This window comes from Bradyrhizobium sp. BTAi1 (assembly GCF_000015165.1).
In the GTDB taxonomy this organism is placed as follows: Bacteria; Pseudomonadota; Alphaproteobacteria; order Rhizobiales; family Xanthobacteraceae; genus Bradyrhizobium; species Bradyrhizobium denitrificans.
Genome location: NC_009485.1, coordinates 4,231,676 through 4,246,807 on the forward strand (window position 1 = coordinate 4,231,676; position 15,132 = coordinate 4,246,807).

Genomic DNA, 15,132 nt, shown 5'->3' on the forward strand with positions numbered 1-15,132 from the left:
CTGCAACGGGCAAGCAGGAGCAGGATGATGGCCGCGCCCAAGAAGCGGGAAGCCCGAAAGTCGATGAAGCAGCCAGCGTGGATCACGCTGGATGGTGGCTTCGCTGTGCGTCATTGCCTGGTTCAAGACATCTCCAGCGCCGGCGCCAAGCTGACCCTCGAGGATGCGGCGGCCCTGCCGGGAACGATCCGGCTCGCCTTTGCCCGCGATGCGCGCACGGGCCGGCTCTGCCAGGTGGTGTGGCGCCGCGGCGCATCGGTCGGCGTCAAGTTCATCGGCAAGTAGCCAGCGTATCGCGGCTGCGCGGGGGCGGTGATTTCGCGCAGCGCAATCGGCGAAGATGCGCTAACAAGCTGCCATGTTCAGATCCATCCTTTGCGGAACGATCACCTCCATGCTGGTGGTGACCGTCGCCTGCGCCGGCAGCGTCGGCCCGTCCCTGTTGTCTCCGAGCGTTCCCAACGCGGAGCGGCCGGCAGCACGGCCGAGCAAAGCCAGCCGCAATCCCTGTGCGTCCTACGGCGCCAATTTCGTGCGGATCGAGGGAACCGGCACGTGCATGAAGGTCGGCGGCGCCGTGCGCGTCGAGACAGGCACGGGACTCGGCCGTTGAATCTGGCGGCTGCCTTACGAGAGCGGCGGCGCGACGTGGCGGATGAAGGCGGGACGCTGTGATAGCCGCTGATACCAGCTGTCGAGATGGGGCAGCTCCGGCTTGACCACGCCTTCGACGCCGAACCACCGCCGCGCATAGGCACCGAGCGCGATGTCTGCGAGGGTGAACGTCTCCGCCTCGACATAGCTCCGCGTGCCGAGATGGGCGTCCAGGATGCGCCACATCGCCGCGGCGTCGTCGGCGGCTTTCTGCAACGCGATCATATCGCGCTGCGCCGGCGGGGTGCGCACGAGACCCCAGAACAGCGGACGCTCGATCGGCTGCACCGTGGACAGCGTCCAATCCAGCCAGCGCTCGACCGCCGCACGTTGGCGCGGCAGCGACGGGTACAGCGGCGTCGTCCCGCCATAGGCCAGGCAGAGATAACGCATGATCGCGTTGCTCTCCCAGAGCACGAGGTCACCATCGACCAGGGTGGGAATTCGGCCGTTGGGATTCATGGCGAGATAGTCCGCCTCGGTGTTGCGGCCGAACTGCATGCCGGCATCAATCCGCTCGAAGGCGAGATCGAGCTCGGCCATGCACCACAGCACCTTCTGGACGTTCACCGAGTTGGCGCGGCCCCAGAGGGTGAGCTTGCTGTCGGCGGGCATCATCGGCTCCTGTCTCGCATGACACTGTCGGCGAGCTTGATAGCGCATCTCAAGCAAAAAGCCCCGCTGCGGGCGGGGCTTTTCGGTTAAGCGCGTCGCGCGCGGTGATCAGCGGCCGAAGAACAGCCACAGCAGAATGATCACGGGGATCGGCACGCCCAACAACCACAGCAGAATTCCTCGACCCATCTCGGCCTCCTCATGTCCTCTTCGTCAATCGAAGCGACAACGCGAGGGGCTCGGCGATGTTCCGCGCGTGGCGCGGCTGCCGCAGAGCGGGGCCTCAGCGAGTGGGGGCGTCACCAATGCCCGGTGTTCGGCATCGACAGCCAGGGCTCGGCAGGGGCCTTCGGCTCGCCCTTCTGCAACAACTCGATCGAGTGCAGATCGGGCGAACGGACGAATGCCATGTTGCCGTCGCGCGGCGGACGGTTGATGGTGATGCCGAGCTTCATCAGCCGATCGCAGGTGGCATAGATGTCGTCGACCTCATAAGCGAGATGGCCGAAGAAGCGATCCTCGCCATAGCTCTCCTCGTCCCAATTATAGGTGAGCTCGACCAGCGGCGCGCCGCGTGTCGGCGGCAGGCTCTTCAGCAGGTGTTCATCCTCGGGCGCGCAGAGAAACACCAGGGTGAATCGTCCCTTGTCGTTGTCGATCCGGCGCACCTCCTTCAGGCCGAGCGCATCGGAATAGAATTTGAGCGCCGCGTCGAGATTGCGCACGCGCAGCATGGTGTGGAGATAACGCATCGTTCTGGTCTCCTTCGAGCTTGAAGCGGATGTTCAACGAACGCCCATGGACGTCGATCCATAGCAGCAAATCGTTGTCTGGCGCAGCAGGGCAAGGGCGTGTGGGTGCTGCGACTGCGCACGGATCTTCCGCGCGACCACCGCGCATCGCGCTCGTTGCAGGATGTTTCGCGCCGCCGGCAGGCACGCCGCGAATCCCTATTTTGGCAGTGATTCGCGACCGCGATGCACGGGCGGGATGCGCCCATATCCAGGAATTTCAGGGCATTTTGGCTGTGATGTGCGGCCAAAATCACGCATGACGGTCGAAAATGCCTGGAAATATAGGGGAAAATGAATCGACCGCTCGCTTCGATCGTCATCGCAGCTTGACTTCTCGGCGCTCCGTTGGAATTTTGGCGCCGCTGTGGGTGCTTCGGGGCCCCTTGAAATGCAGGAGAATCCCGAAAAAACGCGGGGTAATACGCCACCAGACGACTCAAGTCACGGCTGTGCAATGCAGCCAGAAAGCCCCGACCAGTCTGCGCAGCAATGCGCTGATAGCCGCGCAGTCGTCTCGTCATTCACCGGTACCAATCCTAAGGAGATACGATGGCTACCCAACTTTCGAAGTCGCAGCTGATCGAGAAGATTGCGACCACCACCGAGTTGTCCAAGCGTGACGTCAAGAACGTCATGGAGACTCTCACGGATGTCGGCCACAAGGAGCTGAAGAAGAACGGCGTGTTCCTGGTGCCGGGCTTCGCGAAGTTCGTCGTCGTCAAGAAGCCTGCCGTGAAGGCGCGCAAGGGCACCAACCCCTTCACCGGCGAAGAGATGATGTTCAAGGCCAAGCCGGCCCGCAAGATCGTGCGCGCGCGCCCGGTCAAGGCCGCCAAGGATGCGGTCGCCTGATCCGACCCGCCACGTTCTGAGCGACATCAAAGGCCCCCTGACAAGGGGGCCTTTTTGTTGCGCGATGGTTTCTCGCGCAATGGCCGGTGCTGCCGGAACGACAGCAGCGCCAGCGCGACGGAATATCTTCGTCGCCTGGCGCCACCTCGAAGACTGGGCCCTGAAATCCCCAGTGCTGATGTGTATCGGCGGTCCGCCAAAAGGTTCAACGCGCTGACGGCTCATCGTGAGGCAGTCCGTCGCCGCAGCTCAGCGGGGTCGCAGGCCGGTGGGGACAAATCGTGGCATGCTGCGCAGCAAGCCGTTCCAGCGGCGCGCCAATGCGGGCAAGCCGGGCTTGTGGATAGGCTGCGGACAAGCGGTGGATGGCTTGGGGCGGTCGGCTCAGCGATTGATCGGGCGCGTGATGTCGTCGATGGCGCTCTCTGTGCCGGCCGGCTCGCCACCTGGGTGGCAGGAGGCGATCACGACGAAGCCGCCATAGCCGATGATGTTGAACAGAAGTTCCAGCCAACTTGCCATTTCAGATTCCTTGGCCGCGTTCGCGTGGCCGGCCATATCCGGGAGTGAACCTGCCACCGGCCTCGTGGGTTCCGGTCCTCACGACAGTGTGCGGAGTGCAACCAATGTCCCGGCGTCTGCGTTGCTTGGTCGCATATGATTTGGAGGACACGATGAGAAACGCATTAGCCGCTCTGGCGACTGCAGGCGCCGTCGCCGCCACCGCCCTCGCTGCGCCGGCCCCGGCGCAGGCGCGTGGACTCGGGCCTGGCCTGGCATTCGGTCTGGCCGCAGGCGCGCTGACCGCAGGCGCGCTCGCAGCCTCCGGCGCTTATGATTACGGTCCAGGCCATGGCTACTATGGTCCGGGCTATGGCTATTACGGCCCGCGCTACGTCTACGGGCCCGGTCCCTACGCCTATTATGGTGGACCGTACTACCATCGGTACCACCACTGGCGGCACCATTGGTAAAACTATGAATGCGAGAGAGCCCGGAGGCCCGGCCCCCGGGCTCTCTTCGATTTGCGCGCGATGTGGGCGCGGGCCTTGGCCCAGCGCGGGATGGCGGCGCCCGTGCAGCAGCGCGCTACTCGGCGGCTTCGCCGCGATCGGCTCGCTTCCAGGCAAGGCTCGCATATTCCTCGCGTTCGCGCGCGAACCTCTCCTGGGTTGATCTGAACCGCGCAATGCGGGCGGTGATTTCGGCGCGCTCCTGCGCACGCCGATCGTCTTGCGTCTCTTTGTGTCCCACGGATGTTCTCTGCTCTGGTCAAATCCGACGAGGCTCGCCCTGAGACGCATGACAAACTTCCTGGCGAATCGCTGTCGTGATGTGGGTGCCCGATTGGGGCGTGATTGCGGACGCCGGTCGCCATCACATGCCCGCTCACCATTTGGCTGGGGACAGCAGCGCCGCCATGCCTGGCTCCAGTAGAACACGCAGCCACGGACTCGTATCGCTTGCATCGCGGCGACCCAGCCTCGGTTCGGGCGCATGAGACTTGGTCGCCGGCCGTGCTAAACTCGCAGCAATGAATGACTGGTTCGGGTGAGCCGCGATGATCCGATCTGATCTGCAGGATGGCGTGAACCGCTTGGGCGATATGATCGCGGCCGCCAAGGTGATCGTGCCGTTCACGGGGGCCGGCATTTCGACGGAGGCCGGCATCCCCGACTTCCGTTCGCCCGGAGGGCTATGGACCCGCAACCGGCCAATCGACTTCCAGGAGTTCGTCGCCAGCCAGGATGCCCGCGATGAGGCTTGGCGCCGGCGCTTTGCGATGCAGGAAACGTTTGCGGCGGCGCGACCAAGCCGGGGCCACCGCGCACTCGCCGCGCTCTACCGTGCCGGCAAGATCCCCGCGGTGATCACGCAGAACATCGACAATCTGCACCAGGACTCCGGCTTCGCCCCCGATCACGTCGTCGAGTTGCACGGCAACACCACTTACGCGCGCTGTATCGGATGCGGGCAACGCTATGAGATCGGCTGGGTGCAACAGCGCTATGCCGCCGACAACGCTGCGCCCGACTGCCCGGCCTGTGCCGCGCCGGTGAAGACGGCGACGGTGTCGTTCGGTCAGGCGATGCCGGAAACGGAGATGCAGCGCGCGACCGAGCTGGCGCAGCATTGCGATCTCTTCATCGCGATCGGCTCGTCATTGGTTGTATGGCCGGCGGCGGGCTTTCCATTGATGGCAAAGCAGGCGGGTGCACGACTTGTCATCATCAACCGGGAACCGACTGATCAGGACGACGTTGCTGATCTCGTCATTCACGATGACATCGGCGAAGTGCTTGGTCCGTTCCTCCGTAATTGAACGGAAATTGATGCATTTTTGCCTGCATGTCTGTTCATATGCCTCACTGAAACCGATTTTTGTCTATGCGCGGCACGAGGGAATGTTATCTTTGATTCGAGAGATTCGCGTGGCTCGCCGTGGGTATAAGTGGTGATCATGCGGTTAAGAACGCCGTTGCAGGGGTGGCGGCTCACAATTTATCTGTGAGGTCCGGGGTTATGGGGTCGGACGGATTTGAGTCCAAGAAGCTCGGGTTACCGGTTGCTGGTGTGTCCGCACCCAACCGTCTCGGGGCAGACTATCAAGGCGGTGTCGCGCGCGACGCAGCGATCGATGCGCTAGCCGGTCTTGGCGAGAACCTCGTCGAAATCAGCGGCGTCATCAAATGGTTCGACGCGTCGAAGGGATACGGCTTCATCGTTCCCGACAATGGCTGGCCGGACGTGCTGCTGCACGTCACGGTGCTCAGGCGCGACGGCTATCAGACGGCTTATGAAGGCGCTCGACTCGTGGTCGAGTGCGTTCAGCGCGCCAAGGGCTACCAGGCCTTTCGCATCGTCTCGATGGACGAGTCGACCGCGATCCATCCGGCGCAGATGCTGCCGCCGCGTACCCATGTGACGGTCACGCCGACCAGCGGGTTGGAGCGTGCGCAGGTCAAATGGTTCAACCGGCTGCGTGGCTTCGGCTTCGTGACCTGCGGCGAGGGGACCCCGGACATCTTCGTCCATATGGAGACCTTGCGCCGCTTCGGCATGACCGAGCTGCGGCCCGGCCAGTGGGTGCTGGTCCGCTATGGGCCGGGCTCCAAGGGCATGATGGCGGCAGAGATCCATCCCGAGACTGGCTCTCCGGCGCTGTCGTCGCACTGAGCCAAGGGTCGGAACGCAGCGACTGCGGAATTCGGCAGCCCCGGGGAGACCTCTTCCCGGGGCTGATGCGTTCTCAGCCGGCGCCTTGCGGAAGCGTGTCTTGGCCACCCGTCTCTCGACCGCCCGCCGGGAGCAGACCGTCCGCGGTCTTGCTGCGGAGCCCGCGAGCGTGTAGTGACGTGGTCCTTCCAGGAGATCGGGGTATAGCGCAGCCTGGTAGCGCGGCAGTTTTGGGTACTGCAGGTCGTTGGTTCGAATCCAGCTGCCCCGACCATTTCCCAGGCGGTACGGCCGCCGGGTTTCCCTCATCCGGATATGCCCGTCAGAGCAAGCGCCGGAGCTCGCCGCGTCGGAGCGCGGCGCATCCCCCCAAAAAAATTCGGATGCCCTCGCAGCGGCAAGACCCGAGAGCATCCGAAGTGGAGCGGGTGAATCCGGGGAAGGAACATCCGCCAAGCCGCACAACAGCGGAAAGGCCTTGGGGCGTCTTTGCGCTAAATCAAATACATAGAAGGCAGGCGGACCGGCGGCCGCAGGCCGTCAGCGCACTGGCGGTTGCGCCTGCACGTCGTCCGCGAGGCGGCCGTCCACGATATGGACGCGCCGCTGCATCTGCGCGGCGAGATTGAGGTCGTGGGTCACGGCGACGACCGTCTTGCCGCGCATGATCACGAGGTCACGCAGGATGCCGAACACCTGCGCCGTCGCTGCGGTGTCGAGACTGCCGGTCGGCTCGTCGGCGAGGATCACCGGTGGATCGTTGGCGAGCGCACGGGCCACGGCCACGCGCTGACGCTGGCCGCCGGACAGCTTGTCCGGCGTCTTGCGCAAATGGTCGGCGAGGCCGAGCGAGGCGAGCAGCTCCTCGGCGCGCTGCGTGATGCCCCGGGCCGACAGCCGCCCCAGTGCCCGCATCGGCAGCGCGACATTCTCGGTGATCGAAAATTCCGGCAGCAGGAAATGAAACTGGAAGACAAAGCCGAGACGCGACAGCCGCATCTCCGCGCGTTCGTCCTCGGTCATGGCGGTCGTGGAGCGGCCATCGATCAGCACGTCGCCCCGGGTTGGAAGATCGAGCAGACCCAGAAGGTAGAGCAGGGAGGATTTGCCCGACCCGGACGGGCCGGTGATCGCGATAAATTCGCGCGCGCCGATCGCAAGGTTGATGTCGGCGACTAGGGTCACCGGCACCTCGCCGGGCAGGATCCTCGTTACCTGGCGCGCTTCGATCAGCGGGGGGCTCACGTCGCACCCCGGATGATATCGACGGGATGCAGCCGCGCCGCGGCGCGGGCCGGGAAGTAGCCGGCCACCACGCTCGACAGCAGCGCCACGGCGGTGGCGAGCAGATAGTGCTTCAACGAATACAAGACGGGCAGGTGATTGTAGTCGGAGAACGGCGTCTTGAACTCGAGCGAGGCAAGCCCGCGAGTCAGGAGATAGCCGAGCACCCAGCCGAAGGCCGCGCCGGTCAGACCGATGAACAGCGCCTCGATGATGAAGATGCTGCGGATGGTCCGGTCGCGAAAGCCGAGCGATTTCAGGATCGCGATGTCGCGGGTCTTCTCATGCGTGATCGTCGAGATGATGTTGTAGGTGCCGAAGCTCGCGACCAGCAGGATGGCGCCGACGATCGTGTACATCAGCACGTTGCGCAGCGTGATCGCCGACAGCAGATCCTCCTGCGCCTCCTGCCAGGAGATCGCCTTGTAGCCGGTCTGTTCCCCGATCCGTTCGCTGATCAGCCGGGCCTGCATCGGATCGTTGGTCCGGATGCGGATCTCGTTGATGATGCCGGTCTGGCGCTCGAGGATCTGCGCGGTGCGCAGCAGCACATAGCCGGTGGTCTCGTCGGTGGCGCGGAAGCCGGAGTGAAAGGTGCCGACGACCGTGGCGTTCATGCTGATGCCCTGGGCGGAGGCGAGCGTGATGTTGGAGTTCACGCGCGCCCCGAGCTTGGCCGCGAGCCGGTCGCCGAGCAGGATTGCGTGCGACGAGCGATACAGCGAATTGAGGCTGCCCTGGCGCATATGGCTGGCAAGGGTCGAGACCTCGTTTTCGGTGCGCGGGTCGATGCCGATGATCGCGACGGTGAGATTGCGGCCGGCGAAGCGCAACACCGCCTTGGATTGCACGGACGCCGTCAGTGCACCGGGCACCCAGCCCTGCAGTGAGGCGATCGTCGCCATCGGGTTCTTGATGCCGGGGCGCCGCACATTCGGCTTCAGGCCGTGGAATTCGGCGGCCGCATAGATCTGATCGGCCGGTTGACGGCTCGGCTCGCGCAGCTCGTCGGTGATCGAGATGTGCGGCAGCGCGTCGACCAGGGTGCGGATGAAATCGTCCTGGGATCCCTCCATCATGGCCGCCATCATCACCGAGAACGCCACGCCGGTCATCACCCCGGCGATCGCGACCAGCGTCTGCCGAGCGCGATGACGCACATGGGTCCAGGCGATGGTGAGGACCAGGCTCATGGCGCTGCAGTCTCGATCTCCATCGGCCGGACCCGTTCGCCGTCTTTGATGTCGGCAGTCGCGGGGGCTGCCACCATCTCGCCCTGCTGCGCGCCTTCGAGGATCTCCACGGCCGCGGAGCCTCTGATGCCGACGCGGACCTTCCGACGGTGCACACGGCCGTCGTCAATGACCAGCAGGCCGTTATTCACGACGGCATTGGCCGGCACGAGCAGCACATCGGCCTTCTCGCGGCTGACGATGTTGGCCTCGACGCTCATGCCGACACGCAGCGGCGTGTCGTCGGGCAGGCCGATCCGGACGCGGAAGGTCTTGGCAACGGGATCGCCCGCCGGCGTGATCTGCTTCACCGTTCCGGGCAGCGCCTGGCTGCCGAACGCATCGCTGCGCAGCAGCGCCTTCTGCCCGACCTGGACGCGGGGGATGTCCTCTTCATTGACGTCGGCGATCACCCAGAGCGGCTTCTCCAGGCCGACGCGATAGAGGATGGTGCCGGGGTCGACCATGTCGCCGACCTCGCCATCCTCCTTGAGCACGACGCCATCCATCGGCGACACCAGCCTGAAATAATCGAGGCGCTGGCTCTGCGCCGCGATCTGGGCGCGGATGCGGGCGAGGTCGCTTTCGGAGCGCTGATAGGCCTGCGACGTGGACGCGCCGCGCGCCAGCAGCTGTGACTGCCGCTCGAATTCGTGCCGCTGAAACTCCTCCTGCGCGCGCAGATCGTTCAGGGTGGCCAGCGCCTCCTTGTCGTCGAGTCGCGCCAGCAGGTCACCAGCCTTGACCGCCTTGCCCTCGCAGCGACAGCGCTCGACGATGCGGCCGCGCACCAGCGGCGTGGTGCGCGACCATGTCTCCGGCTCGACCGCTCCGGTGGCATAGACGATCTCGGCGGCCGTGCCGCGCGTGATGCGAACGACCGTGATCGCAGGTCCGCGCAGCCACCATGCCGCCAGCGCGGCCGTCGCGGCGAGAGCCAGCAGCATCGTGAGCAGGCCAGGCCAGGGAAAGCGACGCCGGCCGCGGTCGGCGGCCGGCGGGGCAGGTGGATGGTTGGCGGCAATCGCGCTGGATCGATCCGGCGTCAGCATGTCCATGGTCGACTGGACCCTGCGACGGGAAGGCAGCTTCTATTCAGCCCGCGGTGCCCGTCGCAACGCGAGGCGGCGCCATTTTGAAGTGCTGCTTGGCATAGGCGACGATCTGGCGATCGGTTGGATGATCGGCGGCTTCGACGGCGACGATCCGCTTGCCGACCGCAGGATGCTTCTCGTGCAGGTACTTGGCAAGCTCCGTCTTCGCGCTCGCTGGACCGATGATCAGGATCTCGCCGGCATCGTTGAGCGCGGCCGCGATCTCCTCCAGGAAATGCTTGTCGGGCGCGGCATGGCCGCTGCCGATGGCGTTCGCCTTGTGGTGCAGATGCTTGGTCTGCAGATGCGGATGCAGCGTCAACTCGTCGGAACCGGTGAGACCGATATGGAACAGCTTGGCCTCGCTGTGGTCGAGCCACACGACGGCATGAAAATGAGTCGGCATGATCTGGTCCTTGTCAGCAAATCGCCGCGTGAGCAGGCGGCACGTGCGCTCAGGGAGCGCGCGCCGCGGCACGCGGCACCATTGTGCTGACGACCTTAGCCAGCCCGGACCAGGCCCGGCTTGATGCAGGTCAACGGGAAGGCCGCCGCGTGCGGGCGGCCTCCCGGCACCGCCTCACTTCGCCGCGGCGGTCTTGGGTGTGGCTGGCTTCGGCAGCGGCTTGTCCTGGCGCTTCGACCACGAGATGTAATAGGCCACCGTCGTCATGATCGCGATCCCTGCGGCGCTCACCAGGATCTGCGCCAGCAGCGAGCCCGAGCTCAGCATCAGCGTGAAATGGCCGATGAAGGACAGGAAGACGCCGACGCAGAATACCGCGAGCGATTGCTGACCGCACACCACCAGCGGATCGAAGCCCTTCCATTCCAGGCCCGGCCATTCCTTCGGCACGAAGCGGATCACCAGGATGACGATCACCACGAAATGCAGGAAACGGTAGGGCGCGAGATTGGTCTTGTCGTTCGGATTGAACGCCGAATAGAGCCAGTGCGGCAACATCGTGCCATAGTCCGGAAAGCGGCCGGCCATGGTCATGATCAATGCGAGCAGCAGGTAGCCCAGACAGAAATAGAGTGTCGCCGGGGCCATGATGATGCCCATCGAGCGGCGCGCGCCGCCGAGCGCGCACCACGAGCCGAACACGAACAGCACCTGCCAGCAATACGGATTGAAATACCAAGTGCCGGCCGGATAGGCGGCGAAATTCCACCCCATCTGGCGCGCGAGGAGCCAAAGCACGATCGAGGCGATCATCGTGATATCCGGCTGCCGCAGCATGAGCCACAGCACCGGCGGAAAGAAACCCATCAGCACGATATAGAGCGGCAACACGTCGAGATTGACCGGCTTGAACTTCAGGATGAGCCCCTGCGCCAGCGTATCGCTGGCATGGTCGACCAGTCCGGCAACGTTGAACTCGTCGATGATCTCGGAGACGCCGAAGCGTGTCGCCAGATAGCTGATGGCCACAATATATATGACGAACAGCACGATGTGAGCGACGTAGAGCTGCCACACCCGCTTGAACAGGCGGGTGGCGCCGACGATGAAGCCGCGGTCGATCATCATGCGGGCATAGACGAAGGACGCGGTATAGCCGGAGATGAACACGAACAGGTCAGCGGCGTCGCTGAAGCCGTAATTCCGGGTCGTGATCCAGTTCACCACATTGTCGGGGATATGATCGAGAAATATCGCCCAATTGGCGATGCCGCGGAACAGGTCGAGCCGCAGGTCGCGCCCTCTCTCGGGCAGCGTCGCATTGATTTTCATGGCCGCTTCAACGCACTGTTTTTGAATGAGGAAAGTTCGGGGAGCGGAAGGCGCCGTGGCAGTCGACCGAGATTGTCACGGGACGGCAGAATGACTATACCGTGCACGATAGACGGTCATGTCCAGGATGGGAATCACCGTTCCGTGCTGAAGCGTGCGTGTACCCCATCCCGGCCGTTTCCGCCAAACGCATGACGAACCGCTGCTCCGAGGGGCTCTTTCAGCCATGACCGCACGCATTTTCAAGCCCGCCAAGAACGCGATGCAATCGGGCAAGGCCAAGACCCGGGACTGGCAGCTGGATTACGAGCCGGAGCTGCCCCGCGCGGTCGAGCCGCTGATGGGCTGGACCTCCTCGTCGGACATGAAGCAGCAGGTCACCTTGCGCTTCGACTCGAAGGAAGAGGCCATCGCCTATTGCGAGCGCAAGGGCATTCCGTACCAGGTGATCGAGCCGAAGGAGCCGGTGAAGCGGCAGATCGCCTATGCCGACAATTTCTCATTCCGCCGCGGCGAGCCTTGGACGCATTGATCTGGACGCCTTGATCCGGACGCTTTGAATCGCGTCCACCGATCGGATGGCCTTGATCGGGCCCCGCCGAGGAACGGTGACTGGTCATGAATCTAGCCGTTGGCGCGCGGGTCACTGGGGATCGGGAGCGGCGCGTCTTTCGAAAGGCCCAGCACCGGAAAACTGCGGATGGCCCGGACGCCGGGCAGGGCGGCGAACTGCCGGAGCTGTCGGCTCATGCCGTCCACGCCGGTCGAGACGCATTTCAGCAGGAAATCCGCGTCCCCCGACAGCCGCCAGCATTGCTGGACCCAGGGCAGCGGCATGACTGCGGCCTCGAACGCCTCCAGCGCCGTCTGATGCTGGCTGTCGAGCTGGATCGAGACGAACGACACCACCTCATAGCCCAACGCCCGCTCGTCGATGGCGGCGCGGATCGATTTGATCACGCCGCGGCTGCGTAGCGTGCGGACCCGGCGCAGGCAGTTTGGTTGCGAGATGCCGACCCGGTCGGCGAGCTCATTGACGCGGATTCGGCCGTCTGCCTGCAACTCCGCCAGGATCCTCCGGTCGATCTCGTCGAGGTCGGGACGCTCCGCCATGGCCCCGCGATCCCTATTCCCTGGTACCTTGGCCGGGATGGCCGCCGCCGGGTGACGTGCCCTGCGGCATCACCCCGGAGAGTACGAGCTTCTCATGCGCCGCGATGATTGCCTCCTTGGTCAGCCGTCCCCCCGGACGATACCAGCTGCACAACCCGGTCAGCAGCGCGATGATGGCAAAGGTCGCGACCTGGACGTCCACCACGTCGAACACCCCGTCTGACATGCCGTCGCTCAGAATGTCGGCCAGCCGGCGTTCATAGGCGCCGCGCAGGGCCACGACCGCTTCGTAATTGCGCGGCTCCAGGCTGCGCAACTCCGAATTGGCAATGAACACCTCGCGCTTCCGCGTCATGTGATAGCTGACATGGAAGGCAACGAACGCCCGCAGCCGCTCCACCGGAGTTTGCTTGTCGCGCAGCGCCTCTTCGAGCTCGCGCAGCAGATCGTTGATGTGGTCCTGGATCAGGTCCGACAACAGCTCCTGCTTGGTGTTGATGTGATTATAGAGGGAGCCGGGCTGGATGCCGACCTCGGCGGCCAGCTGGCGCAAGCTCATGGCCTCGTAGCCATGCTCGAAGATCAGCCGCAAGCCGGCCTTGCGGATCGCCTCCATCGTGGTCGGACCATGAGACCCGATCGTGCGCGCCATCTCATCCTCACCGAACGCTGCAGGTCCGACGACCTGACACCAGCAACCGCCCTGGGCCACGGAAAGCGTCATGTTCTCAATGCGGACGGCGCTCTTTCGAACTGTACGACAATCCGCTTGAGAATTGAATTTAAAAACGTATGATCGTTTAATTCGAGAGCAAAGGACGCGGCCATATCGCCAGGCTGCCAACGGCCAGGGAGGACAGCATGCCGGCAGAGATGATACACCCGCTTGTGCCGCGGCTCCTCAGGCCGCGCGCGGTCTGACGCGTGCGTTCACGGCTTCCCATCCGGCTCAAGCAACGAAAACGCCGATCATGACGCTTCATTCCACGATCGATCCCTCGTCCGCCGATTTCGCGCGCAACGCCGAGGCCATGCGCGTGCTGGTCGAAGATCTCAAGGCCAAGCTCGGGCAGGTCGCTGCCGGCGGCGGCGAAGCCTCGCGCAAGCGCCACCTCGCGCGCGGCAAGATGCTGGCGCGTCAGCGGGTCGATCTGCTGCTCGACCCCGGCACCGCGTTCCTGGAGCTGTCGCCGCTTGCGGCGCACGGGCTGTACGGCGGTGACGTGCACTCGGCCAGCATCGTCACCGGCATCGGCCGCATCGCCGGCCGCGAATGCGTGGTCGTCGCCAATGATGCGACCATCAAGGGCGGCACCTACTATCCGATGACCGTGAAGAAGCATCTGCGCGCCCAGGACATCGCGCGGCAGAACAATCTGCCCTGCGTCTACATGGTCGATTCCGGCGGCGCGTTCCTGCCGCTGCAGGACGAGATCTTTCCGGACGAACGGCATTTCGGCCGCATCTTCTTCAACCAGGCGCAGATGTCGGCGCAAGGCATCCCGCAGATCGCGATCGTGATGGGCTCCTGCACCGCTGGCGGTGCCTATGTGCCGGCAATGTCGGATGAGAGCATCATCGTGCGCAATCAGGGCACGATCTTCCTCGGCGGCCCGCCGCTGGTGAAGGCCGCCACCGGCGAGGTCGTCAGTGCCGAGGAACTCGGCGGCGCCGACGTGCATTCGCGGCAGTCCGGCGTCACCGACCACTACGCGCAGAACGATGCGCACGCGATCGGCATCGCGCGCCGCATCGTCGGCACCTTGAAGCCGCCCGGCGCGCGGGCGGTGCTCAACATGCGCGAGGTCCGCGCGCCGCGCTATCCCGCGGAGGAGATCTACGGCGTGGTGCCCGCCGACGGCCGCAAGCCGTTCGACGTGCGCGACATCATTGCGCGCGTGGTCGACGGTTCGGAGTTCGACGAGTTCAAGAAGCTGTACGGCCAGACGCTGGTATGCGGCTTCGCCCACATCTTCGGCTATCCGGTCGGCATCATCGCCAATAACGGCATCCTGTTCAGCGAGAGCTCATTGAAGGGCGCGCACTTCATCGAGCTGTGCTGCCAGCGCAACATTCCGCTGGTGTTCCTGCAGAACATCACCGGCTTCATGGTCGGCAAGAAATACGAGGCCGGCGGCATCGCCCGCGACGGCGCCAAGCTGGTGACCGCGGTCGCGACCGCGTCGGTGCCGAAATTCACCGTCGTGATCGGCGGCTCCTACGGCGCCGGCAATTACGGCATGTGCGGCCGGGCCTATGCGCCGCGCTTCCTGTGGATGTGGCCGAATGCGCGTATCTCGGTGATGGGCGGCGAGCAGGCGGCGATGGTGCTGAGCCAGGTCCGCCGCGACGGCATCGAGGCCAAGGGCGAGAGCTGGTCGACGGAAGAGGAAGAGAAATTCCGCAGCCCCATCCGCGCGCAATATGAGGCGCAGGGCAATCCCTATTACGCGACGGCGCGGCTATGGGACGACGGCGTGATCGACCCCGCCGACACCCGGCTCGTGCTCGGGCTGGGATTGTCCGCCGCCGCCAATGCCCCGGTCGAGCCGACCAAGTTCGGCCTGTTCAGGATGTGA

Annotated in this window: 18 protein-coding genes and 1 tRNA gene; 9 read left to right on the forward strand and 10 right to left on the reverse strand. The window is 64.6% G+C overall.

Features of this window, described 5'->3' with window-relative positions:
• Positions 1-27 precede the first annotated feature (27 nt).
• Both BBTA_RS18870 and BBTA_RS18875 read left to right on the forward strand, forming a co-directional pair.
• Positions 28-285, forward strand: coding sequence for a PilZ domain-containing protein (locus tag BBTA_RS18870; protein WP_012044098.1), 258 nt, complete (start codon positions 28-30; stop codon positions 283-285).
• A 73-nt stretch (positions 286-358) separates the two neighbouring features.
• Entirely contained in the window at positions 359-613 is a 255-nt protein-coding gene (locus tag BBTA_RS18875; protein ID WP_041750752.1) for a porin, read from the forward strand.
• A gap of 14 nt (positions 614-627) precedes the next feature.
• On the opposite strand, the gene BBTA_RS18880 is transcribed toward BBTA_RS18875, so the two are convergent.
• Together BBTA_RS18880 and BBTA_RS18885 are read right to left on the reverse strand one after the other, a co-directional pair.
• The gene (locus BBTA_RS18880) at positions 628-1,269 is read right to left on the reverse strand and encodes a glutathione S-transferase family protein (RefSeq protein ID WP_012044101.1); all 642 of its coding nucleotides are present in this window, start codon (positions 1,267-1,269) and stop codon (positions 628-630) included.
• Positions 1,270-1,568: 299 nt separating this feature from the next.
• Positions 1,569-2,021 (reverse strand): VOC family protein, encoded by a 453-nt coding sequence (locus BBTA_RS18885; protein WP_012044102.1) that lies wholly within the window; start codon positions 2,019-2,021, stop codon positions 1,569-1,571.
• A gap of 591 nt (positions 2,022-2,612) precedes the next feature.
• Here BBTA_RS18885 and BBTA_RS18890 point away from each other — a divergent pair.
• Positions 2,613-2,915 carry an HU family DNA-binding protein gene (locus BBTA_RS18890; RefSeq protein ID WP_006614754.1) on the forward strand — a complete coding sequence of 101 codons (303 nt, stop codon included), beginning with the start codon at positions 2,613-2,615 and terminating at the stop codon, positions 2,913-2,915.
• A 384-nt stretch (positions 2,916-3,299) separates the two neighbouring features.
• Here BBTA_RS18890 and BBTA_RS40800 read toward each other — a convergent pair whose 3' ends face one another.
• Entirely contained in the window at positions 3,300-3,437 is a 138-nt protein-coding gene (locus BBTA_RS40800; RefSeq protein ID WP_168167905.1) for a hypothetical protein, read from the reverse strand.
• Between the two features lie 152 nt (positions 3,438-3,589).
• Between BBTA_RS40800 and BBTA_RS18895 the strand changes: the two genes are divergently transcribed.
• The 4 genes from BBTA_RS18895 (at position 3,590) to BBTA_RS18910 (ending at position 6,366) form a co-directional block, all read left to right on the forward strand.
• The gene (locus BBTA_RS18895) at positions 3,590-3,889 is read left to right on the forward strand and encodes a hypothetical protein (RefSeq protein ID WP_012044104.1); all 300 of its coding nucleotides are present in this window, start codon (positions 3,590-3,592) and stop codon (positions 3,887-3,889) included.
• 587 nt (positions 3,890-4,476) lie between these two features.
• Positions 4,477-5,238, forward strand: a complete 762-nt coding sequence (locus tag BBTA_RS18900) for a Sir2 family NAD-dependent protein deacetylase (RefSeq protein WP_012044105.1) — start codon at positions 4,477-4,479, stop codon at positions 5,236-5,238.
• Between the two features lie 200 nt (positions 5,239-5,438).
• A complete protein-coding gene (locus BBTA_RS18905) occupies positions 5,439-6,092 on the forward strand; it encodes a cold-shock protein (RefSeq protein WP_012044106.1) in 654 nt (217 codons plus the stop codon).
• 197 nt (positions 6,093-6,289) lie between these two features.
• A tRNA-Pro gene (locus BBTA_RS18910) sits at positions 6,290-6,366 on the forward strand.
• A gap of 266 nt (positions 6,367-6,632) precedes the next feature.
• Here BBTA_RS18910 and BBTA_RS18915 read toward each other — a convergent pair.
• The 5 genes from BBTA_RS18915 to BBTA_RS18935 all read right to left on the reverse strand — a co-directional run bounded on the left by BBTA_RS18915 (position 6,633) and on the right by BBTA_RS18935 (position 11,440).
• Positions 6,633-7,337 (reverse strand): ABC transporter ATP-binding protein, encoded by a 705-nt coding sequence (locus BBTA_RS18915; protein ID WP_012044107.1) that lies wholly within the window; start codon positions 7,335-7,337, stop codon positions 6,633-6,635.
• Positions 7,334-8,569 carry an ABC transporter permease gene (locus tag BBTA_RS18920; RefSeq protein ID WP_012044108.1) on the reverse strand — a complete coding sequence of 412 codons (1,236 nt, stop codon included), beginning with the start codon at positions 8,567-8,569 and terminating at the stop codon, positions 7,334-7,336. The genes BBTA_RS18915 and BBTA_RS18920 overlap by 4 nt, the downstream gene beginning before the upstream one ends.
• On the reverse strand, positions 8,566-9,666 hold the full coding sequence (locus BBTA_RS18925) for an efflux RND transporter periplasmic adaptor subunit (RefSeq protein ID WP_012044109.1): 1,101 nt from the start codon (positions 9,664-9,666) through the stop codon (positions 8,566-8,568). Before BBTA_RS18925 ends, BBTA_RS18920 begins: the two co-directional genes overlap by 4 nt.
• A 37-nt stretch (positions 9,667-9,703) precedes the next feature.
• Positions 9,704-10,108: a hypothetical protein gene (locus tag BBTA_RS18930; RefSeq protein WP_012044110.1), complete on the reverse strand. Its 405-nt coding sequence runs from the start codon at positions 10,106-10,108 to the stop codon at positions 9,704-9,706.
• A 174-nt stretch (positions 10,109-10,282) separates the two neighbouring features.
• Entirely contained in the window at positions 10,283-11,440 is a 1,158-nt protein-coding gene (locus BBTA_RS18935) for an OpgC domain-containing protein (protein ID WP_012044111.1), read from the reverse strand.
• Positions 11,441-11,666: 226 nt separating this feature from the next.
• Between BBTA_RS18935 and BBTA_RS18940 the strand changes: the two genes are divergently transcribed.
• The gene (locus BBTA_RS18940) at positions 11,667-11,972 is read left to right on the forward strand and encodes an ETC complex I subunit (RefSeq protein ID WP_012044112.1); all 306 of its coding nucleotides are present in this window, start codon (positions 11,667-11,669) and stop codon (positions 11,970-11,972) included.
• A 92-nt stretch (positions 11,973-12,064) separates the two neighbouring features.
• On the opposite strand, the gene BBTA_RS18945 is transcribed toward BBTA_RS18940, so the two are convergent.
• Both BBTA_RS18945 and BBTA_RS18950 read right to left on the reverse strand, forming a co-directional pair.
• The gene (locus tag BBTA_RS18945; RefSeq protein WP_012044113.1) at positions 12,065-12,553 is read right to left on the reverse strand and encodes an Lrp/AsnC family transcriptional regulator; all 489 of its coding nucleotides are present in this window, start codon (positions 12,551-12,553) and stop codon (positions 12,065-12,067) included.
• Between the two features lie 13 nt (positions 12,554-12,566).
• Positions 12,567-13,205, reverse strand: a complete 639-nt coding sequence (locus BBTA_RS18950) for a TetR/AcrR family transcriptional regulator (protein WP_012044114.1) — start codon at positions 13,203-13,205, stop codon at positions 12,567-12,569.
• 319 nt (positions 13,206-13,524) lie between these two features.
• Between BBTA_RS18950 and BBTA_RS18955 the strand changes: the two genes are divergently transcribed.
• The gene (locus BBTA_RS18955) at positions 13,525-15,132 is read left to right on the forward strand and encodes a carboxyl transferase domain-containing protein (RefSeq protein WP_012044115.1); all 1,608 of its coding nucleotides are present in this window, start codon (positions 13,525-13,527) and stop codon (positions 15,130-15,132) included.

Bases quoted from the DNA above. Each gene is read 5' to 3' on its own strand.
- BBTA_RS18870 (WP_012044098.1), top strand. From the start codon at position 28: ATGGCCGCGCCCAAGAAGCGGGAAGCCCGAAAGTCGATGAAGCAGCCA.
- BBTA_RS18875 (WP_041750752.1), top strand. From the start codon at position 359: ATGTTCAGATCCATCCTTTGCGGAACGATCACCTCCATGCTGGTGGTG.
- BBTA_RS18880 (WP_012044101.1), bottom strand. From the start codon at position 1,269: ATGCCCGCCGACAGCAAGCTCACCCTCTGGGGCCGCGCCAACTCGGTG.
- BBTA_RS18885 (WP_012044102.1), bottom strand. From the start codon at position 2,021: ATGCGTTATCTCCACACCATGCTGCGCGTGCGCAATCTCGACGCGGCG.
- BBTA_RS18890 (WP_006614754.1), top strand. From the start codon at position 2,613: ATGGCTACCCAACTTTCGAAGTCGCAGCTGATCGAGAAGATTGCGACC.
- BBTA_RS40800 (WP_168167905.1), bottom strand. From the start codon at position 3,437: ATGGCAAGTTGGCTGGAACTTCTGTTCAACATCATCGGCTATGGCGGC.
- BBTA_RS18895 (WP_012044104.1), top strand. From the start codon at position 3,590: ATGAGAAACGCATTAGCCGCTCTGGCGACTGCAGGCGCCGTCGCCGCC.
- BBTA_RS18900 (WP_012044105.1), top strand. From the start codon at position 4,477: ATGATCCGATCTGATCTGCAGGATGGCGTGAACCGCTTGGGCGATATG.
- BBTA_RS18905 (WP_012044106.1), top strand. From the start codon at position 5,439: ATGGGGTCGGACGGATTTGAGTCCAAGAAGCTCGGGTTACCGGTTGCT.
- BBTA_RS18920 (WP_012044108.1), bottom strand. From the start codon at position 8,569: ATGAGCCTGGTCCTCACCATCGCCTGGACCCATGTGCGTCATCGCGCT.
- BBTA_RS18925 (WP_012044109.1), bottom strand. From the start codon at position 9,666: ATGGACATGCTGACGCCGGATCGATCCAGCGCGATTGCCGCCAACCAT.
- BBTA_RS18930 (WP_012044110.1), bottom strand. From the start codon at position 10,108: ATGCCGACTCATTTTCATGCCGTCGTGTGGCTCGACCACAGCGAGGCC.
- BBTA_RS18935 (WP_012044111.1), bottom strand. From the start codon at position 11,440: ATGAAAATCAATGCGACGCTGCCCGAGAGAGGGCGCGACCTGCGGCTC.
- BBTA_RS18940 (WP_012044112.1), top strand. From the start codon at position 11,667: ATGACCGCACGCATTTTCAAGCCCGCCAAGAACGCGATGCAATCGGGC.
- BBTA_RS18945 (WP_012044113.1), bottom strand. From the start codon at position 12,553: ATGGCGGAGCGTCCCGACCTCGACGAGATCGACCGGAGGATCCTGGCG.
- BBTA_RS18950 (WP_012044114.1), bottom strand. From the start codon at position 13,205: ATGGCGCGCACGATCGGGTCTCATGGTCCGACCACGATGGAGGCGATC.
- BBTA_RS18955 (WP_012044115.1), top strand. From the start codon at position 13,525: ATGACGCTTCATTCCACGATCGATCCCTCGTCCGCCGATTTCGCGCGC.